Raw genomic sequence first — 22,571 nt, 5'->3', positions numbered from 1 at the left:
ACAAATGAGCCAATATCAAGAAATTTATATCAAAATTAGTGACATGATCTGTGATGCAAAAGATTTAGAAGCAGAAGAGTTGAATGCGGAGATGACTTTAGTCCAGTTAGAGTTCGATAGCTTAGATTATGTTGAACTTATGGTGCTTGTTAAACGTGACTTTAATGTTGCTTTAGATGCGGAATTTTTCCTAGAACATCCAGAAATTTCGGTGAAAGCGCTGTGTGAACATATTGATAAGGAGTCGAAATCTTAAAATGGCAAATAATCAATGGATACTTGTGACGGGAGGAAGCCGGGGAATTGGGCTCGCACTAGTTAGTGAATTGCGACGCCACTGGAATGTGGTTTTTACTGGGCGTAGCGTTGATGGCGTTAATGAAACACAAGCGAATCTTGAAAACTCCAATTTAGATACATGGGTGAAAGGATCCCCGTGTGATGGTAAGAATGAAGCACAAGTTGACGCGCTTTCTAGCTCGTTATTGGAACAATTTGGGGCTCCTACGGCTATTATTCATAATGCGGGTATCACTAGGGACGCCTTACATATTCATCAAAATGCTGAAATCTGGCGAGATGTGCTAGAGAATAACGTCATTTCCGTGATGAATTGGCACCGTAAATTATTACCTGCAATGTTGATGGCGGGGAGCGGCTCAATCGTATTGATGTCATCAATTACTGGGTTAAAAGGCAATATTGGCCAAACAGCTTATGCGGCGAGTAAATCAGCGATGATGGGGTTGACGCGTTCATTGGCTCATGAAGTCGGGCGTTTTGGGTTACGTGTGAATTGTATTGCTCCGGGGCTTATTGATAGTGATATGACCCGTGCAATGCCTGAAGCTAAATTAAAAGCTATGTGCCAAAACATCCCGTTACGCCGCTTAGGGCAACCCCAAGAAGTGGCAGAGCTAGTTGAATTTTTGATTGGCAATAGCAGCCAGTACCTAACAGGTCAAACATTGGTCTTAGATGGTGGATTAACGGCGTAATTGCCCGTTTTAAGTGCTGTTAGCAGAACAAATATTCACTCGATAATTTATATTTTATATTTCCCCTTAAACGTCTTAGTCGATTTTCGTTTAAGGGGATTTTTATGAATTGAGACTCGGAAATAAATGAAAAACAGTAAACTCAAGTTAAAGAAGAATGGAATTATATTTATTTCAATTTAATTCATTATTAAACATTAAAAATAATTATATTAATTTTAATCTGGCTTGAATGACTCGATATAACGCATTAAAACCACACAATTTATATTGGATTATTGATCGTGCACAATACCTCACGGTGCCTCGGTTATAGAATGGTAATTGGAAGTCGATAAATAAATTAAAGATAAAAATAAATTTCAAAAAAGCCATTTTAAAACTTTGAAGCAATGTTAAGTGAGGCAGATATGAGTAAAGCATTATCTGAGGGAGTACTCCAATCGGAGATCAGCCGCAGGAAGCTAATGCAAACCAGTACCGTCGGGGGACTCGCTCTTGCAAGTGGAGCGCTAAGTTTACCTTTTAATAGTATTGCTGATACCAGTGAAATCACACCCAAAACAGCCATACCTGAAGAAAAAATAGTTTGGAGCGCATGTACCGTTAACTGTGGGAGTCGCTGCCCACTGCGTATGCATATTGTTGATGGTGAAATAAAATATGTCGAAACCGACAACACCGGCGATGATGTTTACGGAAATAAGCATCAAGTTAAGGCCTGTTTACGTGGGCGCTCAATGCGCCGTCGTGTCTATAACCCTGACCGCTTGAAATACCCGATGTTGCGTGTTGGGGCACGTGGTGAAGGTAAATTCAAACAAATTAGTTGGGATGAAGCCTACGATTTAATCAGCGATAATCTAAAACGGATTATTGCCGATTATGGCAATGAAGCTGTGTATTTGAACTATGGAACTGGCACATTAGGTGGCACAGTCGCACGTTCATGGCCGCCAGCGAATTCACCTATCGCCCGTTTGATGAACTGCATGGGCGGCTATTTAAACCATTACGGTACCTATAGTACAGCACAAATCAGCTGTGCGATGCCTTATACCTATGGTAGCGGGGCGGGGAATAGTGTTTCCGATATCGAAAACTCAAAGCTGGTGGTTCTCTTCGGTAACAACCCTGCAGAAACCCGTATGAGCGGTGGTGGGATTACTTATCAATTAGAACAAGCGCGTGAGCGTTCTAATGCAAGAATGATAGTGATCGACCCGCGTTATACTGATACAGCAGCAGGGCGTGAAGATGAGTGGATCCCAATCCGCCCAGGAACAGACGCCGCATTAGTGGCAGGGATCGCCCATGTGTTGATCACTGAAGATATGGTTGATCAACCCTTCTTAGACCAATATTGTGTAGGTTATGATGAGAAAACCCTGCCAGCAGACGCCCCAAAAAACAGTCACTACAAGGCGTATATTTTAGGCCAAGGGGATGATGGCGTAGAAAAAACACCACAATGGGCTGCGCAGATCACCGGTATTCCGGCTGATAAAATCATTAAACTCGCGCGTGAAATCGGTTCTGCAAAACCTGCGTATATTAGCCAAGGTTGGGGGCCGCAACGTCATTCGAATGGTGAACAAACCGCACGTGCGATTGCGATGTTACCGATTTTAACCGGTAATGTTGGCATCAATGGTGGTAATACAGGGGCTCGTGAAGGGAATTATGATATTCCATTTGAGCGGATGCCAACGTTAGAAAACCCAGTCAAAGCAAGCATTTCCGTATTTTTATGGACTGATGCAATAGAGCGTGGCCCAGAAATGACCGCAACTCATGATGGCGTACGCGGCAAAGATAAACTGGATGTTCCGATTAAGTTTATTTGGAACTACGCCAGCAACAGCTTAATTAATCAACACTCTGATATTAATAAAACGCATGACATTCTTCAGGATGATAAAAAATGCGAAATGATAGTAGTGATTGATAACCATATGACCGCCTCAGCGAAATATGCGGATTTAGTCCTACCAGATTGCACCGCCTCTGAACAAATGGATTTTTGTTTGGATGGTGCCGCCAGTAATATGGGGTATGTCATTTTCGCCAGCCAAGCTATCGAACCGCGTTTTGAGAGTAAAACAGTGTATGAAATGTGTACACAAATTGCGCGTCGCATGGGCGTTGAAGAGAAATTCACCGAAGGGCGAACCCAAGAAGAGTGGCTACGCCATTTGTATGAAATCTCACGACAAAAGTTACCTGAGCTACCTGATTTTGAGACATTCCAGCAGCAAGGAATTTATAAAAAAATGGACCCACAAGGGCATTTTGTGGCACACAAAGCCTTCCGTGAAGACCCTATTGGTAATCCATTAAATACCCCGTCAGGAAAGATTGAGATCTATTCATCTCGCTTAGCGGATATTGCGAAAACATGGACGCTAGCGGAAGGTGATTTGATATCAGCACTCCCAATGTATTCCCCAGGCTTTGAAAGCCATGATGATAAGCTCACCGAAAAATACCCACTGCAATTGAGTGGTTTTCACTATAAATCACGAGTTCACTCCACCTACGGTAACGTTGATGTGATCAAGGCGGCTTGTTTACAAGAGATGTGGATCAACCCTATTGATGCAAAACGTCGCAATATTAAAGATGGCGACATGGTACGAATTTACAACGATAGAGGGGAAGTGCAGATCGCTGCCAAAGTGACTCCACGCATCATCCCAGGCGTTGTCGCAATGGGGGAAGGGGCTTGGTACGCACCTGATGAAAACAAGGTAGACCATGGTGGTAGCCTAAACGTCCTGACGACTCAACGCCCGTCACCGTTAGCGAAAGGTAATCCGCAACACAGTAATTTGGTTGAAGTGGCAAGGGTATAGGGGGATAAATCATGACAACACAATATGGTTTTTATATTGATTCCGCACGGTGTACGGGATGCAAAACATGTGAGTTAGCGTGTAAGGACTACAAAAATTTATCTCCTGCGGTGAATTTTAGGCGCATTTATGAATATGCAGGGGGAGATTGGCAAGAAGATAACGGTGTGTGGCATCAAAACGTATTTAGTTATTATTTGTCGATTTCATGCAACCACTGCGAAGACCCTGCTTGTGTCAAAGTGTGCCCTAGTGGCGCGATGCACAAACGTGAAGATGGCTTTGTCGTTGTAGATGAAAGCGTGTGTATTGGCTGCCGCTATTGTCATATGGCCTGCCCATATGGTGCACCGCAATTTGATAGCGAAAAAGGGCATATGACCAAGTGCGACGGTTGCTATGAGCGTGTTGCGGTTGGTAAAAAACCGATTTGTGCCGAGTCTTGCCCATTGCGTGCATTAGACTTTGGCCCCATTGATGAATTACGTGAAAAACATGGCAATTTGGCCGAGATTGCGCCACTACCTGAAGCGCACTATACCAAGCCCAATCTTGTCATTAAACCCAATGCCAATAGTCGCCCTGTCAATGATACGACAGGCCATTTAGCCAATCCTCGGGAGGTATAACATGGGCAATGGATTACATGAATGGCCGCTAATTTTATTTACGGTATTAGGCCAAAGTATTGCAGGTGGTGTGATTGTAACGGGGCTTGCATGGTTATCGACAGACGATAAACCCCAAAAACAGCGTATTGTGAATGCGATGTTGGCATTATGGGTATTGATGGGCTTAGGTTTTCTCGCTTCTATGATGCATATGGGCTCACCGATGCGTGCATTTAACTCGATGAACCGTGTATTTGCCTCGTCACTGAGTAACGAAGTGTTATTCGGCTCTATTTTCTTTGCTTTGGGTGGCTTATGGTGGTTGTTATCCGCAATCAAAAAGATGCCAACAGGGTTAGATAAAGTGTGGTTAATCATCACCATGTTGATGGGGCTGTTATTTGTTTGGGCAATGACACGAGTTTATATGATAAGCACAGTACCGACATGGAACACGCCACATACCACTATCGGCTTCTTTATGACTCTGTTTGTTGTGGGGCCAATTTTAGGTACTTTACTATTACGAGTTGCTAAATTTCCATTTAATAGTGGTAAATTAGCGGCAATTAGTGTCGTTGCTTATATCGTGACTATTGCATCAGTACTACTGCAAAGTGGTGAGATTGCGCTTATCACCACCTCAGTACAGAAAGCTGTGGATTTAGTCCCTGACTTTGGTGTTTTACAAGTGGTACGCATCGTGGTGACCAGTCTCGGGTTGCTGCTATGGATTTTGCCTGTTGTGCGACAAAATCAGCCTTCGGTATTGAGTTTACTTCTTGGTACCGTGCTGGTACTGATTGGTGAATTTATCGGTCGTGGGCTATTCTATGGTTTACACATGACAGTCGGCATGGCTGTGGCTTAATTGGTAAACCTTTCAGCGCAGGAGATGGTTTCCCTGCGCTGATAACTTCAGAGACAATCAAATATGCAAGAAGCACGCTTTCTTGAACACGTCGCAGTGACAGGGCGAGTTCTGGGGTCTTTATTTTATTTCTCACCAGAAAATGAAAATAACGCAGAGATTATTTCGATTTTACAAGAGCCAACTTGGCATGAAGAATGGCCATTTGCTTTACCTTCCTTAGTAAAAATTAGCCAGCTTTTGCAATCCAGTGCTCAGGAGAATGAACCACTGAGTGAAGCATGGCAGCGCTTGTTTATCGGGCCTTATGCTTTACCCGCGCCTCCTTGGGGCTCAGTCTGGCTAGACAAAGAAAGAATTGTTTTTGGTGATTCAACCGTTGAGCTGTGCCAATGGATGCGAGCCAAAGGTGTTGAACCCGTAACGACACAAAAAGAGCCTGAAGACCACTTTGGGTTGATTTTGATGTTAGCGGCTTGGCTGGCTGAGCAAAATCGCAGAGCGGATTTAGAAGAGTTGCTCGCTTGGCACTTATTACCTTGGTCGGCACATTTTCTCGAAGTATTGATAAATTCGGCTAACAGCGATTTTTACCGCGCATTGGCGATATTATCGAAAGAAACACTGGATGGGTATCAACAACAGTTAACATTGCCTGTATTAGAGAAAGTGGTGTTTTACAAAGATACGTTATAAATAAAAATAGCACCGCTATTATTTGCGCGGTGCTATTGGTTTTTCATATCAATCAGATATTGATATTTACTGTTGTGACCCACTTTGTTGCATATACGGTGTATACACACCCGTTAAGCTTTCAAGAAAGGCGACAATGTCGTCGACATCTTTTTGTGGCAGTTCTTTACCCACTTGATAGCGCAGCATCAGTTTTACTGCTTCATCTAAGGTTGCTACATCGCCGCGGTGGAAATACGGTGCGGTTAGCTCGACATTACGTAGTGTTGGGACTTTTTGGCGTAACTTATCGCGCTCATCAGAGGTGACATTCATACGACCAATATCTTGAGCAGTGATTTCACCGAACTCATAGTCTTTTTTCAGACCCAGAGGTTCGAAGGAACGACCACCTAAGATCACGCCACCATGGCAGGTTGCACATTTGTTCTCTTTAAATAACTGGTAACCATGGAGCTGCTGTGCGGTTAATGCAGTTTTGTCACCTCTTAACCAATTATCAAACGGAGAGTCTGGAGTGATTAAGGTTTTTTCGAACTCTGCAATCGCATCGGTGATGGTGTCACCCGTGAAACCTTCTGGGTAAACCGCATTAAAATCTTGTTTTAAGACAGGGTCTTTATCCAATTTTTCAATGATTTCATCCCATGACTTTGATGCCATTTCGATAGGATTTAATGGTGGGCCACCGGCTTGGGCTTGTAAATCAGGTGCTCTACCATCCCAAAATTGCTCGACATTAAATACAGAGTTAAACACCGTTGGCGCATTGATTGGGCCTACTGCGCCACCAACACCAATTGATGTTTTACGGCCATCAACACCACCTGCATTGAGTGCGTGGCAGTGTGCACAAGAAATTGTGCTATCCCCTGACAGGCGTGCATCATGATACAAGCGGAAACCTAATGCGACTTTTGCATCATCAACATCCAGTGATTTTGGAATTGGTTGAATTGGTTCGTTGCGATGTTCAGCAGCGGTATCTTGGCTGGCATAGTGCTCTTCCCGCTGTTTAGCTATCCAATTCAATAGGTTATTACGTTCTTCATCACTGACACTGCTGGCCCAATGAAGTGCAACATAACGTGTTGGAGGCATGGTGTGGTTCTGCATAACCCACTCAATTTTATTTAATTCACTTTGTGGTACAGGTTCTCCTGCGATGAGTGCAGCGCGAGCTGCCTCAAGGTTGAATGACTTATAACCTAGCTGAATATCGTATTCCATCAGTTGCTTAGCAATGGGGAATGATGCATAGGCAGGTAAATCAGTTGACGGTGTGTGACAGTAATCGCATCCCTTTTCGGCAAAGAATTGGAGGACTTGATTATTTTCTGCAATTTTAGATGTCTGAATGTCATTATTTTCTCTTCGTTGATTATCGTGATACCACACATATCCAGATAATCCAAAATAACCGAGTAAAAGCAAAAATATGACAGCGACCGTAATGCGAGTAAGTTTTTTCATTACACTATCCTTGAAAGATTGCGGTCAAATATATTTAAATATTTTTTAATTAATATAATTCTACAGCCGAACTATGATGGATAAATAAGTCCGAGAAGTTCTTGATTTTTATCAATGATGGCCATCGGTTTAAGCGATTGTTTAAATAAGATTTACCTATCAATGAAATAATAATTAAAAAACAAGCTGATGATTAAGTTTTATTTGATTGAATTTAAAGGATATTGTTTCAAATTAATCTTACTGCAATAGATTTTTAGTTCAATTTAATTGGTGGATATTTATAAATGATAACTCCTTAATTATTAAAATAAATTGAGTAAAACTAATCGAAAAGTTTAGTTTTTACCTTTTTAATTGTTGTGGACTAAATGCATATTACAAAATAAGTAAAATATAAATTATTTAAGAAAACAATATTCCTGAAAATTATTGATTTTAGATAACCATAATATTGGCAAATAAAAAGTAATGACCTACATCATCATTTTTGTGCTTTCACCATTTTGTCATAAAATAAACATATTGTTGTTATGAATCTGACTTAAGTTCGTCGTAACTCATAGGAGATAGCATTATGTTTAGTGTCGATACCCTGCTGCACGATATTTTTCCTCATCAAACACCAGGCAAATGGAAACGTCGCTTATTAAAAAAGCTTTTGTTTGAACAGGAATTTCACCAATTTGCTCAAGATTATCCGCACTTAAAGGGCTTGGATCTTATTGAACAAATCATGGAGTTCTTTGATATTTCTTGTGAAATGGTTGAGGGTGACTTAGAAAATATTCCGACTCAAGGACCTGTTGTCTTAGTTGCTAACCATCCGATAGGTTCACTCGATGGCCTTGCATTATTACGTGTGGTTGCTGCCGTTCGTCCTGATGTAAAAATAGTGGCAAATCAGTTTCTCAATTATATAGAACCACTAAAAAGCTTATTTATTTCAGTGGATAATATGAATAACCGAACCAGTCGACAACAAGTTGAAGCCATACAACAGCATTTGGATAAACAAGGGGCATTAATTGTGTTTCCTGCGGGGGAAGTTTCTCGATTTGGTCGCAAAGGGGTTCGTGATGGCCACTGGCGTACAGGTTTTTTGCGTTTAGCCGCAAAGGCTAGAGCCTCTATCGTTCCCATCCATATTCAAGGGCGTAATAGCCATTTATTTTACTTAACTTCGCTGGTTTACAAGCCATTATCTACTTTAATGTTAGTCAGGGAAATGTTTAAGCAGCGAGGAAAAAGATTAAAAATTCGTATTGGTGGCAGTATCCCATTTATTCATTGGCATGATGGTCATACGGCGGCTCATGAGTTAGCAGGGCGCTTTCGCCGCCATGTCTATTTGTTGGGTAAAGGTAAGGAAGGGCTATTTATCAGTGAATCGCCAATTGCTTTACCAGAAGATAGAATTGAATTAAAAAAAGCGTTAGTGGCCTGTGAGCGGCTAGGAACTTCTCCTGATGGGAAAGCGATTTACCTTTATCACCGAAACCAAGAGGTAAGGTCACCGATCTTACGAGAAATTGGCCGATTACGCGAAATTGCATTTCGTGCTGTAGGGGAAGGTTCAGGTAAACGCCGTGATTTAGACAGCTATGATGACGATTATTATCATCTGGTTTTATGGGATGAAAGCGAACTTGATATTGTTGGCGCTTATCGGTTTATACCGACTAAAAAGCAAATTGAGACCAAAGGCCTTGAGGGTATTTATAGCTCTAGCTTATTTCACTATGACCAAGCCATGATGCCAATATTAGCGCAAGGTATTGAGCTTGGTCGGAGTTTTATTCAGCCCAAATATTGGGGAAAACGGGGTTTAGATTACTTATGGTTAGGTATTGGCGCGTATTTGGCAAAATATCCACACTATCGTTATCTTTTTGGTCCTGTATCTATTTCTGGCTCAATGCCGATTGCGGCGCGTGACTTACTGATTACTTTTTATCGGCTCTATTTTTCAGCGCCACACAGCATTGCACAGTCACATCAGCCGTACCCGGCTTCTTTGCCACAGGTATTAGCCCAATTTTCAGGGGGCAATTACCATGAAGATTTGGTTAAATTGAAAAGCTTACTCAATAACATTGGCTGCTCGATCCCAACGCTTTATAAGCAATATACCGAATTATGCGAACCTGGCGGCGTACAGTTTATGGATTTCGGTACAGACCCCGCGTTTAACGATTGCATCGACGGCTTGGTGCTGGTGGATTTAACCAAATTAAAGCCAGCACGTTATCAAAGATATATTGGCGTTCACCAGTAAAATAAAGTGACTATTTTATTTGGTGATTATTTTTCAACTGAATTTGAAATTAATTAGCCACAAAACTGTCATCAATTTGACGTATTCAAGCCGTAGCATCATTGATAACGATTAAGTCCCAAAGAGGATAACAATGAACATGCAAAACGCTCTCTCTTCATCGAGTGAGTGCTCGGTCTTTTTGTCTCCTAAGCAAGAAGCGAGTGGCTTACAGATGATCTCAATACAAAATTTATCTCAGGCATTTTCACATCAATATGTGCTAAATGGCATTAATTTAACAGTAACCAAGGGCACCGTTCTTGCGCTATTAGGCCCTTCAGGCTGTGGTAAAAGCACATTACTGAAATTGTTAGCGGGTTTATTACAACCAACTGATGGCACTATTTATTTTGGCGAACAGCTTGTGGCGAGCTCACATCACCTTATCCCCCCAGAAAAACGCAACCTCGGCATGGTTTTTCAAGATTATGCGCTGTGGCCGCATATGACTGTATCCCAAAATGTTGCCTTTCCTTTACGGATGCGAGGTATTGCCCGCCTAGAAATACAGCAACGTGTGATGCAAGCTTTAGAACGCGTAGGGCTGGCTGATTTCGCCAAACGGAAACCTGCCGATTTGTCAGGCGGGCAACAACAACGTGTGGCTCTTGCTCGCGCTATTATCGCTGAACCTGAAATTTTGTTATTCGACGAGCCCCTGTCAAACCTCGATATCGCGTTGCGCCAATCTCTGTGTGAGGAAATGGCTCAGTTATTGCGAACCTTGGGGATCACTGCAGTGTATGTCACTCACGACCCTACTGAAGCCCATGTATTAGCACACCAAATCGCCCATATGCGAAACGGTAATATTGACAGTTTGACGACACTATAAATAGAGAGATTGTTATGCGAAATTTACTATCAAAGAACGGATTTTTACTAAAGGGTATTACCATGAGCCTTGGCCTTTCCTGTGCACTATTTTCTGTTTCAACCCAAGCGATTACCGTGTATACCGCAGGCCCAGGCGCCATGGCAAAACAGCTTGCCGCAGGGTTTGAAAAACAAACGGGTACCAAAGTAGATGTTTTCCAAGCGACAACCGGAAAAGTGATGGCGAGGCTGGAAGCGGAACAGGCGAACCCGCGTGCGGATGTATTGATTTCCGCATCATGGGATACCGCGGTTGATCTGCAACAAAAAGGTTGGTTACTACCTTATGAAAGCCCAAATGCCCAGCAAGTTCCTGAGCGTTTTAAAGCGCCATACTATGTGGCGCAAGGGATCTCTGCACTGGGTATTGTGTGGAATAACCAAAGTGGTACCCCAAAACCAACAGATTGGCAAGATTTAGCCCAACCCGAGTTTAAAGATAAAGTCACAATGCCTGATCCCGCACTTTCTGGCGCGTCATTAGACTTAGTTTTAGGGTTACAGAATGCGAAAAAAGAAGCCGCATGGACACTATTTTCTGATTTGAAAGCCAATGGTATGGTGATTTCAGGGCCGAATGCTCAAGCCTTGACTCCTGTATTACAAGGCGCTAAAGCGGCGGTTTTTGGTGCGGTTGATTATGTTGCTTATGGTAGCATCGCGAACGGAGAATCGATTGAAGTGATTTTCCCAAGTAGTGGCACTGCGATTGCCCCGCGCCCAATGATGATTTTAAAAAGTTCTAAGCAGCCTGACCAAGCTAAAGCATTTATCGACTATGTACTATCGCCAGAAGGGCAAGAAATTGTGGCTAATGCATGGCTAATGCCTGCTAGGGCAGATATTGCAGGTAAACGCCCTGATTTTTCAACACTCAAATTGTTGCCAGAAGCTGCGACAGACAACGCTGAGCGCGGCGAAGTTCTCTCTCGTTTAAGCGCTTTATTCCGTTAAGGCTGGTTTTGTAAGCATATTAATTAGCAAACCGCTGGGTAGGTTGTCTGCCCAGCAGGAGTGTTGTATTCAATGACAAAAACGCGTTTTCTACCACTTTTGGTGATGGCCACATTAGTGGTTTTAGTGGTGATCCCATTATGCTTTATTGTATTGCAGGCTATTTTCCCACAATTAGGGCAAGGGCAGTTTGTCCAGCCGCTAGAGCCTATTATTCAGCTACTCAACGAGCCAGAGCTTCCATCATTACTGCAAAATACATTATCACTAGGCACAGGCGTTGCAGCAATCAGCGCCATTATCGCTATTCCGTTAGGGGCATTACGCGGGCTGTTTAATATCCCTTTCGCCAAAGGTTGGGATCTACTGTTTCTTATTCCTTTTTTAATCCCACCTTATATTGCTGGATTATCGTGGATGCTTACGTTACAACCTAATGGTTATTCCCAACAGCTATTTGGTGTGAGCCCCGGAAGTGCGATTTTCTCACTGGGTGGAATGATGGGGATTATGGCGCTAAACCTCTTCCCAGTTCTGTATTTTGCGGTGTCGAAAAGCATGGCAGCGAATGGTAACCGACTTGCCGATGTGGCTCGTGTGCATGGGGCTTCTCCTTGGAATGCCTTTTTCAGAGTGACGCTTCCATTATCGTTACCCTCTATTGCGGCGGGGTTATTGCTGATTTTTACTTTGGCGATTGAAGAATATGGCATTCCTGCCGCCATTGGTGCCTCGAATGGTATTCGTGTTTTAACTACGGATATAGAGCAGCGCTTGGCGGATTGGCCGATTGATTTACCCGGAGCGGCCTCGTTATCGTTGATTTTAGCCAGTGTGGCAATTTTTGCTTATACATTACAGCGTTCTATCGTATCAGGGAAAAACGTAGCCACCACCACAGGGAAAGCGGCAGAAGTGGTGACTCGCTCACTTGGTTACTGGCGCTGGCCAGTCGTTGGGCTATTTGCTTTAACCGCATTTCTTGCGGTAGGAATGCCATTGTCAGCGATGTTTGGCACGGCATTTTCTTCAACAGTGTCTGGTGGTTTGGCGTGGGATAACTTAACATTCAGGCACTTTTCTGGGTTAATCGACTCACAAACTGAAGCTTTGTCTGCATTATGGACGAGCCTCTCTCTGGCGACGTTAACCGCTGTTTTCACTGGGGTACTCGGGTTTCTCTGTGCTTGGCTGGTGGTTGCTCAGCGCATTCGTGGTGCTGTTGTGATTGATGCGCTGTCTTTGTTACCTATTTCCATTCCAGGAATTGTGATAGCGGTAGGGATGATCCTCGCGTGGAACCAACCTTTTTGGCCAATAACGCCTTATCACACATGGGGCATTTTATTGCTTGCCTATAGCTGTTTGTTACTGCCTTACCCAGTTCGCTATTGCAGTGCAGCATTAACACAGATTGGTGGCAGTTTAGCAGATGCTGCACGGGTGCATGGCGCATCTGCGGTGACAACGCTGCGTTTGATCTTGTTTCCATTAGTTTTACCGAGCCTTGTCGCTGCCATGATGTTAGTGTTTGCCGTGGCCTCGCGTGAATTAGTTTCTTCGCTATTACTCGCCCCAGCCGGTATGCAGACGGTGTCTATCTTTGTGTGGCGTCAATTTGAGCAAGGCTCAATTGGCAGTGGTATGGCGATGGCATGCATAGCTGTACTGATCAGTTTGAGTTTGATGTTGTGCGCACAATGGGTGCAGGAGCGTTATAGTCGATGACATATAGAGTAGCACAGGGTAAGCACTCACTAACCTACCTTGTGCTATTTTATAATTCAGTGGATTAAGAGTGGTTCCTAACTTATATCACTCGCATCGTGGCGTTCGCGTACTTGCTGTGCGGGGTCACCTTGTAGGCGATTAACACGGCGGCCGCGCTGTACCGCTGGGTGTGCATAGACTTCATCAGCCCAACGAATAACATTTTTATATTCATGGACAGATAGAAATTCTGCGGCATCATAAAGCCAACCTTTCACTAATGCACCGTACCATGGCCAGATGGCGATATCAGCGATGCTGTAGTTTTCCCCTGCAACATATTTATGTTCTGCTAAACGCTTGTCTAACACATCTAATTGACGTTTAGTTTCCATGGCAAAGCGGTTAATTGGGTATTCAAACTTTTCAGGTGCGTAGGCATAAAAATGCCCAAAACCGCCACCAGCAAAAGGTGCTGAGCCCATTTGCCAAAATAACCAGGATAAGGTTTCAGCTCGTTCCGGCTGAGTTGTGGGTAAAAAAGCAGAAAATTTTTCGGCTAAATAGGTCAGAATCGAGCCTGACTCAAATACTCGGATAGGCTCCTTGCCGCTTCTGTCGACTAAAGCGGGAATTTTTGAGTTAGGGTTAATTTCAACAAAACCAGAACTAAATTGGTCGCCTTCACCAATGTTAATTAGCCAAGCGTCATATTCTGCCTCTTTAATGCCAAGGGCTAATAACTCCTCTAACATGATAGTGACTTTTTGCCCGTTCGGCGTTCCTAAGGAATATAGCTGTAGTGGGTGCTTACCTATAGGTAAAGATTTTTCGTGAGTTGCACCGGAAACTGGACGATTAATATTGGCGAATTTTCCGCCGTTACCTTGCTCCCATTGCCAGACTTTTGGGGGAATATAGGGGGTGTTTGCCATGAGTTATCTCCTTAACCGTTTGCAAAGGTGGCGATTTTTTTCTCATCAATTTTTTCATTATGAAGGTCTTACACTGTAGCAATAGTGAATTCTCCACTGTTTTTATCGTATTTGGTTTGGTGGGAGGGCTAAATAGCACAGAGTGCAAGAACATATAGAGGATAAGCAGATGAGTTAAGTATTAGTGCTGAGCGACTTTTTAGTCTGGGAGTCATTGTTTATACGCACAATGATAGTTGAGTTATTCATCGAAATTAACATGTATTTTGAATGGTTAGGTAATAACAAAAGGTAAATATCTTCATGTTCAATAAAAACCAGCGCTTAAAATAAGACGTAAGTAACAAAATTGTTAACAAATTCGTTGTGCAGATCACTAATTCAAATAAAAAAAGGGTGTGAATAATTTGTGAAGATTGGCACTAATTTATCGGAGTGTATTTTATACATTGATAGCATATCAGTCATATTCAGCGGTATCGGAGTGTGTCCATGCTTGCGCCAAATTCAAACATCTACCAAAGCTTATTACAGAGAGCAAAAGTGCAGCCAGACGCTGTTGCGATTGTATTTGAAGAGCAAAGTTGGAGTTATCACCAATTACTTGTGAAAGTAAACCAAACAATGTTGTGGCTAACAACCACCGTGCAGTTGAAAAAAGGCGATCGAATTGTACTTGGCTGGGGAAATACGATTGAGTTTTGCCAATTATTTTATGCCGCGGTAGGTCTGGGTATTCAGGTAATTCCTTTGAGTACCAAAATGAAAGAGTTTGAAGGTAAAGAGCATTTGTCTTGTATTAATGCAGATGCTGTTTTTTGGGATGATACATATCAACCATGGTTAGCACAGCTCAGTGCAAAAGGGGTGAGTCTTTCTCAGTGGCGTAATGTAATATTCACTGATGAAATTAATTTTATTAACCAAGTTAATGAAGAAGACCCTGCTGTTATAATATTTACCTCGGGTACAACAGGGGCGCCAAAAGGTGCGGTGATCACGCATAAAAATATATTGTCTGCAGTATATGCCTATCAGAAAACATTAAAGTTATCTGAACACGATAAAACAATTTTAGCAGTGCCGATTTATCATATTACTGGCCTCTCTGCTATTTTGGCGTTATTTATCCATATTGGTGGGACGATTTATCTTCATAAAAAATTCAATGCAAAAGATATTATTTCAACAATTGCAAAAGAAAAAATAACATTTTTACATGGTTCTCCAACAGTATTTATATTGTTAATTCAGAAAATAAAAGAAAATAAAAGCATTAACCTAGAAAGATTTAATTCATTAAAAATGATTGCTTGTGGTGCAGGGCATTTAAATGAAGGTACGATTAAAGAGCTTTCTTATATATTTGCTAAAACATCCATTCATTCTATTTATGGTTTGACTGAAACCTCTTCACCAGCAACTGTATTTCGTGAAGATATTCGTTATAGCGATAAGAAGTCTAGCTCTGGTACACCAGTCCCTGGGTTACAGGTGACCATACGTAATGATAAAGGTGAAAATCTTCCCGCGAACTGCACAGGTAATATTTGGGTTAAGGGGGGTGTTGTTATCCAACGTTATTGGCCGGATAGTCCTGCGAATACCACATCATTTAATGATGGTTGGTTTTTCACAGGGGATATTGGCTATATGGATAATGATGGTTTTCTTTATATTCAAGATAGAATTAAAGATATGATTAACCGTGGTGGTGAAAAAATATATTCTATTGAAGTCGAGGATTTAATTTCTAATTATCCAGGAGTTAATGAGGTCGCTGTTATTCCAATTGAAAGCACCATTTATGGTGAAGAACCCATTGCATTTATTATTCCTGAGAATCAAGTGTGTTTAACCAGTAAAGAAATTATTGAGTGGTTAAAAGATAGGGTGCCAACGTATAAAGTTCCAGTAAGAATTATGTTTACGCGTAACTTCCCTAGAACTTGGAATGGGAAAATAAGCAAGAAAGATTTGAAATTACGATATTACTCTTTAAATAACTAAAATATAAATTAGTTTTTAATTAATCAAAAAGGGGCTGTGAAATATTAGCCTTCAGGTAGGTTTTATCATGAATAATAAATTTATTTCTAAACAAGATGCCGCTAAATTAATTAATAATGGCGATACGATTTGTACTGTGGGAATGACATTAACCAGTGCTGCTGAATCTATTTTATCAGCAATTGAGCAACGCTTTTTATCCGAGGGTACACCAAATCAATTAACACTGGTTCACGCAGCTGGGCAATGTAACCGTATTCGAGGGAATCAACACTTTGCCCATGAAGGGATGGTGAAACGGATTATTGGTTCCCATTGGGGGCTAGCACCTCGATGGATGCAAATGATTAATGACAACCAAGTTGAAGCATATTGCCTCCCTCAAGGGCAAATGGTGCATTTATATGGTGCAATGGCCGCAGGCTTACCGGGGCGCTTATCCAAAGTAGGGTTAGGAACATTTATCGACCCTGACCTTGAAGGCGGTAGGATGAACGCTAAAACGTTGGTACTTTCCCCTTTGGTTGAAAAAGTGAATTTCAAAGGGGAAGAATGGTTATGGTATCCAGAAATTCCCTTAGATGTGGTGGTGATCAGAGGAACTCACGCTGATAGTAAAGGCAACCTCACCACCGATGAAGAGGCCATGGCCCTAGAGGTCTTGCATGCGGTACTGGCGGCTAAACGCTTTGGTGCCAAAGTGATTGCACAAGTGAAATATTGCGTTGAAGAAGGGACTTTACATCCCAAGCGTGTCACTGTTCCCGCGAGCTTTATTGACCACATTGTCGTGTGTGATAACCCTGAAGAAGACCATCGCCAGTCTTCGAGCTGGTTTTTTGACCCAACGCTATGCGGTGATATTCGCACGCCTATCCAACAAACTACGCCATTACCTTTAGACATTCGCAAATTGATTGGGCGAATTGCATGTCGTTATCTATACGAAAACTGTGTGATTAACTTAGGAACGGGTATTCCAAACGATGTTATTGGCTCAATTATTCAGGAAGAAAATGCAACCAAGCGCGTCGATATCACCGTGGAGTCAGGGATTTGGGGGGGCGTCCAAGCAGGCGGTATTGATTTTGGCATAGGCCGTAACCTGTCAGCGATGATTAGTCACCAAGACCAAATGTTGTACTACAACGGTGCAGGCGTTGATATCACGTATATGGGCGCAGGGGAAATGGATGCCAGTGGCCATGTCAATGCGACGTTGTTAGGCAATATTTGCCCTGGTGCAGGTGGGTTTATTGATATTACCCAAAATGCTCGACACGTGGTGTTTTGCTCAACGTTCACAGCAAAAGGGTTAGATATTCGTTGTGAAAATGGGCAATTAAATATTGTGCGGGAAGGGGATATTAGAAAGTTAGTTAACCAAGTACGGCAAATTTCATGGAATGCGGATGTCGCGCGAAATATTAACCAAACCATGCATTTTGTCACGGAACGTGCGGTGTTCACTTTAGGGGGAAAAACCCCGGTACTGGTTGAAATTGCCCCCGGTATTGACCTAGAGCGTGACATTCTTGCCCATATGGACTTCGTACCTGAAATTTCTCCTGATTTGAAAGTGATGTCTCCTTCACTATTTGAAGAAGCACCTTTTGGACTGGTTTCGTATTTGTAGTTTCAATATTAAAGAGGAATTTATCCATGTTAGTAAAAGATAAAGTCGCCATTGTGACGGGTTCTGCAAGAGGTATTGGTTTTGCGATTGCTCAGGTACTTGCGGAAGAAGGGGCAAAAGTCGTTATTTCTGATTTAGCCATGTCATCAGGTGAAGAAAGTGCAAAACAGCTACAAGAGCAAGGTCATCAAGCCATTTTCATTCCTTGTGACATTGCCAAACGTGAAGAGGTAAATGCCTTATTTTCTAACGCATTAGCGCATTTTGGGGCGATTGATGTACTGGTAAATAATGCGGGGATCAACCGAGATGGCATGCTGCATAAATTAACGGAAGATGATTGGGACAAAGTGATTGATATCAATCTGAAAGGGACATTTAACTGCATGCAAGAGGCGGCAAAGTTAATGCGTGAGCAAGAAAGCGGCCGAATTGTCAATATTTCATCGGCGAGTTGGCTTGGGAATGTTGGGCAAGCCAACTATGCTGCATCCAAAGCCGGGGTTATTGGCCTGACTAAAACGGCTTGTCGTGAACTCGCCCGTAAAGGGGTCACAGTCAATGCGATTTGCCCAGGGTTTATTGATACGGATATGACCCGTGGTGTGCCTGAAAAAGTGTGGGACATCATGATCAGCAAGATACCTGCGGGTTTTGCAGGAGATCCGCGCGATGTTGGACAATGTGTTGCATTTTTAGCCTCTGATAAAGCGCGTTATATCAATGGCGAAGTAATCAATGTTGGCGGCGGAATGGTGTTATAGGGGGAAATAATGAAACAAGCGAATGATATTGTCATTGTGAGTGGTGTGAGAACGGCAATTGGCACGATGGGGGGGAGTTTTGCAAATACGCATCAACATGACCTCGGGGCGGTGGTTATCCGTGAAGCCGTGAAAAGAGCTGGAATTGCTCCCGAAGATGTTGATGAAGTTATTGTGGGTAATGTTGGGCAAATCGCAGAAAGTGGTTTTATCGCTCGTATTTGCCAACTGCGAGCAGGGTTACCAAAAGAAACCACCGCTTATTCTGTTAACCGCCAATGTGGTTCAGGGCTACAAGCGTTAGCCGATGGCATGATGTTGTTGCAGACCGGCCAATCAGATGTTGTGGTGGCGTGTGGTACTGAAAATATGACAATGCTGCCGTACTACTTACGCAAAGCGCGCTATGGCTACCGCATGGGAAATGATGTACTGGAAGATGGGTTAACGTCCATCCTAACTTGGCCAGAAGGCCCTTACCACAACGGAATGACGGCAGAAAATGTTGCAGAGCAGTTCAATATTACCCGTGAAGAAATGGATGATTTTGCATGGGATAGCCAGCAAAAAGCGTTAAAAGCGATTCAAGCCGGTTATTTTGCTGACCAAATATTGCCAGTAGAAATACCTGAAGGCCGTAAAGGTACACGTATTTTTGATACCGATGAACATCCGCGTGATACACCACGTGAAAAATTAGCAAAATTGCGCCCTGCCTTTAAAGCTGATGGTGTGATTACGGCAGCAAACTCTTCAGGTATCAATGATGGTGCTGCGGCATTAGTGATGATGCGTCGTGAAGAAGCGGAAAAACGTGGTCTGAAGCCAAGAATGAAAGTGGTCGATTGGGCTGTAGCAGGTTGTGAAGCGGCCATTATGGGCTTTGGACCCGCGCCAGCAACCCGTCGATTAATGGAAAAGCTCAAAATGGATGTAAAAGACATTGATTTAATTGAGCTAAATGAAGCATTTGCTGCACAAGCCATTGCAGTTATGAATGATTTATCTCTTGATAGCACTAAAGTGAATGTGAATGGTGGGGCAATTGCTCTGGGTCATCCAGTGGGTGCCAGTGGGGCTATTTTACCTGTGAAGTTAATGTATGAAATGGAACGCCGTCAGGTTACTACCGGGTTAGTGACTATGTGTATCGGTGGTGGTCAAGGGATATCAATGTTGTTCGAAAGAGAATAAGAAAAGCTGCAAGCAGAAAGCCCGACGTGGGGCGTCGGGCTGTTGCTGAAGTAAAACAACAGGTATGTCACTTATTGCCAAGAGCCGTACCTGTTTCACTACAACATGAGGATCTTATCTATGTTTTCTACAAATGCAAAGTTAGATTATGTGGCTCAGGGGAAAAAAACCAACGCAAAGATATACCGTAACCTGATGCCGTTGTTGATTTTAGCGTACATTATTAGCTTTATTGACCGAACCAATATTGGCATGGCAAAAAATGCGATGTCGATTGATTTAGGATTATCTGCAACTGCATTTGGTATTGGTGCAGGGCTTTTTTTCCTAACCTACTCGATTCTTGAGATCCCAAGTAATTTAATAATGGAAAAAGTGGGGGCGCGTTTTTGGATCACGCGGATCATGATCACGTGGGGGCTATTATCTGCGGCAATGGCATTTGTGACAGGGCCGACTTCTTTTTATATCTTGCGGTTATTACTGGGAGCGGCTGAAGCGGGCCTATATCCTGGGGTCATTTTGTATATGACATATTGGTTTAGCCAAGAAGAGCGGGCTAAAGCAACAGGGTTATTTTTACTAGGGGTTTGTCTTGCAAATATTATTGGGGCACCGCTAAGTGGCTTATTGCTGAGTATGGATGGCTTATTAGGTTTCCATGGTTGGCAATGGATGTTTGTTATTGAAGGTTTACCCGCGGTGATCCTCGCATTTGTTGTGTGGTTTGTGTTGCCGAATAAACCTGAAGATGCGAAATGGTTAGATGAAGATGATCGGAATTATATTAAATATAAACACGACCAAGACAAAAATAGTATTAGTGTGAGTAATAGTAAATTCTCACTTAAGGCAGCATTTAAAAATAAAGCCTTCATGATGATTGTTGCTATCTATTTTACTCACCAGTTCTCGGTCTATGGTTTAAGTTATTTTTTACCGACTATTATCGGTGAATATGGCAAATTAACACCTATTCAAATCGGGTTATTAACAGCGATCCCTTGGATTTCAGCCGCAATTGGTGGCATTTTCGTAGCGAGAAAAGCCAATACACCACAGCGTTCATCGCGTATTTTAATTTCAGGTTATGCAGTAATGGCCGTAGGGTTAGTGATTGGTGCACTGGGTGGCCCAGTTGTCGGTTTAATTGGCTTTTGCTTAACGGCATTTATGTTTTTTGTGGTTCAATCGATTATTTTCTCTCTTCCACCGACGTATATGAGTGGCAGTATGTTGGCAGGAAGTTTGGCATTATTGAACTGTTTAGGTTTATTTGGTGGCTTCCTAGGCCCGTTTATTCTAGGATTTTTTGAAGATTATACAGGAACAGCCACTTCTGGATTATGGTTTGGTGTCGGTTTGTTAGTTATTGGAACGATTATTGCTTCACGAGTGAATACTAACGGTATGAGCGAACCCGAATCATTACAAGTATCGGCTTCAGTGGAAAGCAAGTAATTCAACATCGCCATTTACAATAGGAAAGTCTGCATGAAAATTGTTATCGCACTTGATTCCTTTAAAGGAAGTTGTTCTGCAAGGTTAGCATGTCAAGCCGTTGCTGAGGGTTTCAAGCGTGTATCCTCTGAGTTAGATATGACGTTATTACCCATATCTGATGGTGGAGAAGGTTTGTTGGAGTCACTGGAACATAGCCCCGCGCTTTCTGGTGTAACACCTTACATTTTTAGCTGTACTGGGCCTTATGGTAGTAAGGTTGATGCAGGGTTATTAGTGCTGGAGGAAAAAACTGCCTTTATTGAAATGGCGCAATGCTGTGGGCTGGAACTCGTTCAACGTGAGCATCGTCGCGTTGAAAATGCTTCAACTTATGGTTTGGGTGAAATGGTCAAACATGCATTAGATATGGGCTGCTCTCGTATTATTATTGGGATAGGAGGAAGTGCAACTAATGATGGTGGTGCGGGATTTGCTCAAGCATTAGGTGCTCAGTTCTATGATAAAAACTCGCAGCTTATTGAGGCGCCAATTTGTGGTAAAGACCTCATTAACATTGCAAAGATTGATTTTGATGAATTTGACTCACGCGCCGCAGAGGTTGAATTTAGTGTCTCTTGCGATGTTGAAAACCCTTTATTAGGTGAAAATGGGGCGACTTATGTTTATGGTCCCCAGAAGGGGGCCGACCAAGCCACACTCGACCAGCTTGAAATCGGGATGGCTCATTATGCAAAATTAATGTCAACAATAACGGGAAAAGATGTTTCACTTGAGGCGGGCAGTGGTGCTGCGGGTGGATTAGGTGCGGGGCTTCGTTGGTTTGTTTCGGCAAAGCTCGAAAAAGGAATCGATCTCGTTTTGGGGCTCCTTGGCGCAAAATCTTATATTCAACAAGCGGATTTAGTCATTGTAGGAGAGGGGCGGCTTGACAGTCAAAGTGCGAATGGTAAGGCTCCTGTGGGAGTGGCTCGTATGGCCAGTCATTATGGTGTGCCTGTCATTGCGCTTTGTGGGGGGTATAGTGAAGATAGCCGTATCCTATACCAACATGGCATTACCGCAATGTGGTCGCTTTGTCCGGGGCCTGTTTCCCTTGAGCAAGCCATGACAAATGGTGAACGTTATTTGGCAGATACAGCAGAAAATTTGCTGCGTACCGTACTCGCAAATCCGAATATGCAAATAAAACCCTAAAATGAGGCGG

Annotated in this window: 18 protein-coding genes; 16 read left to right on the top strand and 2 right to left on the bottom strand. The window is 42.8% G+C overall.

The annotated features are described in order from the left end of the window. Positions 1-4: 4 nt before the first annotated feature. The 6 genes from M1F26_RS16950 (at position 5) to dmsD (ending at position 6,031) form a co-directional block, all read left to right on the top strand. Complete coding sequence (locus M1F26_RS16950; protein WP_004259523.1) at positions 5-256, top strand: acyl carrier protein; 252 nt, start codon at positions 5-7, stop codon at positions 254-256. 1 nt (position 257) lies between these two features. After that, a complete protein-coding gene (locus M1F26_RS16945) occupies positions 258-998 on the top strand; it encodes an SDR family NAD(P)-dependent oxidoreductase (RefSeq protein ID WP_140171777.1) in 741 nt (246 codons plus the stop codon). A 410-nt stretch (positions 999-1,408) separates the two neighbouring features. After that, entirely contained in the window at positions 1,409-3,853 is a 2,445-nt protein-coding gene (locus M1F26_RS16940; protein WP_140171776.1) for a DMSO/selenate family reductase complex A subunit, read from the top strand. 11 nt (positions 3,854-3,864) lie between these two features. Beyond that, positions 3,865-4,482, top strand: coding sequence for a DMSO/selenate family reductase complex B subunit (locus M1F26_RS16935; RefSeq protein ID WP_004907698.1), 618 nt, complete (start codon positions 3,865-3,867; stop codon positions 4,480-4,482). Position 4,483: 1 nt separating this feature from the next. Then, on the top strand, positions 4,484-5,335 hold the full coding sequence (locus tag M1F26_RS16930) for a DmsC/YnfH family molybdoenzyme membrane anchor subunit (protein WP_140171775.1): 852 nt from the start codon (positions 4,484-4,486) through the stop codon (positions 5,333-5,335). A gap of 63 nt (positions 5,336-5,398) precedes the next feature. Next, positions 5,399-6,031, top strand: coding sequence for a Tat proofreading chaperone DmsD (gene dmsD / locus M1F26_RS16925; protein WP_140171774.1), 633 nt, complete (start codon positions 5,399-5,401; stop codon positions 6,029-6,031). A 66-nt stretch (positions 6,032-6,097) separates the two neighbouring features. Here the strand turns inward: dmsD and M1F26_RS16920 are convergent, their stop codons facing one another. Further along, entirely contained in the window at positions 6,098-7,504 is a 1,407-nt protein-coding gene (locus M1F26_RS16920) for a cytochrome-c peroxidase (protein ID WP_140171773.1), read from the bottom strand. Between the two features lie 577 nt (positions 7,505-8,081). Between M1F26_RS16920 and M1F26_RS16915 the strand changes: the two genes are divergently transcribed. The 4 genes from M1F26_RS16915 (at position 8,082) to M1F26_RS16900 (ending at position 13,382) form a co-directional block, all read left to right on the top strand. Beyond that, positions 8,082-9,782 carry a lysophospholipid acyltransferase family protein gene (locus M1F26_RS16915; protein ID WP_140171772.1) on the top strand — a complete coding sequence of 567 codons (1,701 nt, stop codon included), beginning with the start codon at positions 8,082-8,084 and terminating at the stop codon, positions 9,780-9,782. A 214-nt stretch (positions 9,783-9,996) separates the two neighbouring features. Next, entirely contained in the window at positions 9,997-10,659 is a 663-nt protein-coding gene (locus M1F26_RS16910) for an ABC transporter ATP-binding protein (protein WP_140171883.1), read from the top strand. A 14-nt stretch (positions 10,660-10,673) separates the two neighbouring features. Next, a complete protein-coding gene (locus tag M1F26_RS16905; RefSeq protein WP_140171771.1) occupies positions 10,674-11,654 on the top strand; it encodes an ABC transporter substrate-binding protein in 981 nt (326 codons plus the stop codon). 72 nt (positions 11,655-11,726) lie between these two features. Continuing rightward, entirely contained in the window at positions 11,727-13,382 is a 1,656-nt protein-coding gene (locus M1F26_RS16900; RefSeq protein ID WP_140171770.1) for an ABC transporter permease, read from the top strand. A gap of 77 nt (positions 13,383-13,459) precedes the next feature. Here the strand turns inward: M1F26_RS16900 and yghU are convergent, their stop codons facing one another. Beyond that, on the bottom strand, positions 13,460-14,299 hold the full coding sequence (gene yghU / locus M1F26_RS16895) for a glutathione-dependent disulfide-bond oxidoreductase (protein ID WP_318837618.1): 840 nt from the start codon (positions 14,297-14,299) through the stop codon (positions 13,460-13,462). 492 nt (positions 14,300-14,791) lie between these two features. Here yghU and M1F26_RS16890 point away from each other — a divergent pair, with 492 nt between their 5' ends. The 6 genes from M1F26_RS16890 to M1F26_RS16865 all read left to right on the top strand — a co-directional run bounded on the left by M1F26_RS16890 (position 14,792) and on the right by M1F26_RS16865 (position 22,561). Next, a complete protein-coding gene (locus tag M1F26_RS16890; RefSeq protein ID WP_140171769.1) occupies positions 14,792-16,309 on the top strand; it encodes a class I adenylate-forming enzyme family protein in 1,518 nt (505 codons plus the stop codon). A gap of 67 nt (positions 16,310-16,376) precedes the next feature. Then, complete coding sequence (locus M1F26_RS16885) at positions 16,377-17,945, top strand: acyl CoA:acetate/3-ketoacid CoA transferase (RefSeq protein WP_140171768.1); 1,569 nt, start codon at positions 16,377-16,379, stop codon at positions 17,943-17,945. 26 nt (positions 17,946-17,971) lie between these two features. Next, complete coding sequence (fabG, locus tag M1F26_RS16880) at positions 17,972-18,709, top strand: 3-oxoacyl-ACP reductase FabG (RefSeq protein WP_004259376.1); 738 nt, start codon at positions 17,972-17,974, stop codon at positions 18,707-18,709. Positions 18,710-18,718: 9 nt separating this feature from the next. Next, positions 18,719-19,903, top strand: a complete 1,185-nt coding sequence (locus M1F26_RS16875; RefSeq protein ID WP_140171767.1) for a thiolase family protein — start codon at positions 18,719-18,721, stop codon at positions 19,901-19,903. Between the two features lie 120 nt (positions 19,904-20,023). Continuing rightward, complete coding sequence (locus M1F26_RS16870) at positions 20,024-21,364, top strand: MFS transporter (RefSeq protein ID WP_140171766.1); 1,341 nt, start codon at positions 20,024-20,026, stop codon at positions 21,362-21,364. 33 nt (positions 21,365-21,397) lie between these two features. Beyond that, positions 21,398-22,561, top strand: coding sequence for a glycerate kinase (locus M1F26_RS16865; RefSeq protein ID WP_140171765.1), 1,164 nt, complete (start codon positions 21,398-21,400; stop codon positions 22,559-22,561). Positions 22,562-22,571: the final 10 nt, after the last annotated feature.

The sequence above is a fragment of the Providencia sp. PROV048 genome (assembly GCF_033688165.1).
In the GTDB taxonomy this organism is placed as follows: Bacteria; Pseudomonadota; Gammaproteobacteria; order Enterobacterales; family Enterobacteriaceae; genus Providencia; species Providencia hangzhouensis.
This window is presented reverse-complemented; position numbering and strand designations above follow the sequence as displayed.

Excerpts from the sequence above, each read along its gene's own strand:
- M1F26_RS16950 (WP_004259523.1), top strand. The coding sequence starts at position 5 with ATGAGCCAATATCAAGAAATTTATATCAAAATTAGTGACATGATCTGT.
- M1F26_RS16945 (WP_140171777.1), top strand. The coding sequence starts at position 258 with ATGGCAAATAATCAATGGATACTTGTGACGGGAGGAAGCCGGGGAATT.
- M1F26_RS16940 (WP_140171776.1), top strand. The coding sequence starts at position 1,409 with ATGAGTAAAGCATTATCTGAGGGAGTACTCCAATCGGAGATCAGCCGC.
- M1F26_RS16935 (WP_004907698.1), top strand. The coding sequence starts at position 3,865 with ATGACAACACAATATGGTTTTTATATTGATTCCGCACGGTGTACGGGA.
- M1F26_RS16930 (WP_140171775.1), top strand. The coding sequence starts at position 4,484 with ATGGGCAATGGATTACATGAATGGCCGCTAATTTTATTTACGGTATTA.
- dmsD (WP_140171774.1), top strand. The coding sequence starts at position 5,399 with ATGCAAGAAGCACGCTTTCTTGAACACGTCGCAGTGACAGGGCGAGTT.
- M1F26_RS16920 (WP_140171773.1), bottom strand. The coding sequence starts at position 7,504 with ATGAAAAAACTTACTCGCATTACGGTCGCTGTCATATTTTTGCTTTTA.
- M1F26_RS16915 (WP_140171772.1), top strand. The coding sequence starts at position 8,082 with ATGTTTAGTGTCGATACCCTGCTGCACGATATTTTTCCTCATCAAACA.
- M1F26_RS16910 (WP_140171883.1), top strand. The coding sequence starts at position 9,997 with ATGATCTCAATACAAAATTTATCTCAGGCATTTTCACATCAATATGTG.
- M1F26_RS16905 (WP_140171771.1), top strand. The coding sequence starts at position 10,674 with ATGCGAAATTTACTATCAAAGAACGGATTTTTACTAAAGGGTATTACC.
- M1F26_RS16900 (WP_140171770.1), top strand. The coding sequence starts at position 11,727 with ATGACAAAAACGCGTTTTCTACCACTTTTGGTGATGGCCACATTAGTG.
- yghU (WP_318837618.1), bottom strand. The coding sequence starts at position 14,299 with ATGGCAAACACCCCCTATATTCCCCCAAAAGTCTGGCAATGGGAGCAA.
- M1F26_RS16890 (WP_140171769.1), top strand. The coding sequence starts at position 14,792 with ATGCTTGCGCCAAATTCAAACATCTACCAAAGCTTATTACAGAGAGCA.
- M1F26_RS16885 (WP_140171768.1), top strand. The coding sequence starts at position 16,377 with ATGAATAATAAATTTATTTCTAAACAAGATGCCGCTAAATTAATTAAT.
- fabG (WP_004259376.1), top strand. The coding sequence starts at position 17,972 with ATGTTAGTAAAAGATAAAGTCGCCATTGTGACGGGTTCTGCAAGAGGT.
- M1F26_RS16875 (WP_140171767.1), top strand. The coding sequence starts at position 18,719 with ATGAAACAAGCGAATGATATTGTCATTGTGAGTGGTGTGAGAACGGCA.
- M1F26_RS16870 (WP_140171766.1), top strand. The coding sequence starts at position 20,024 with ATGTTTTCTACAAATGCAAAGTTAGATTATGTGGCTCAGGGGAAAAAA.
- M1F26_RS16865 (WP_140171765.1), top strand. The coding sequence starts at position 21,398 with ATGAAAATTGTTATCGCACTTGATTCCTTTAAAGGAAGTTGTTCTGCA.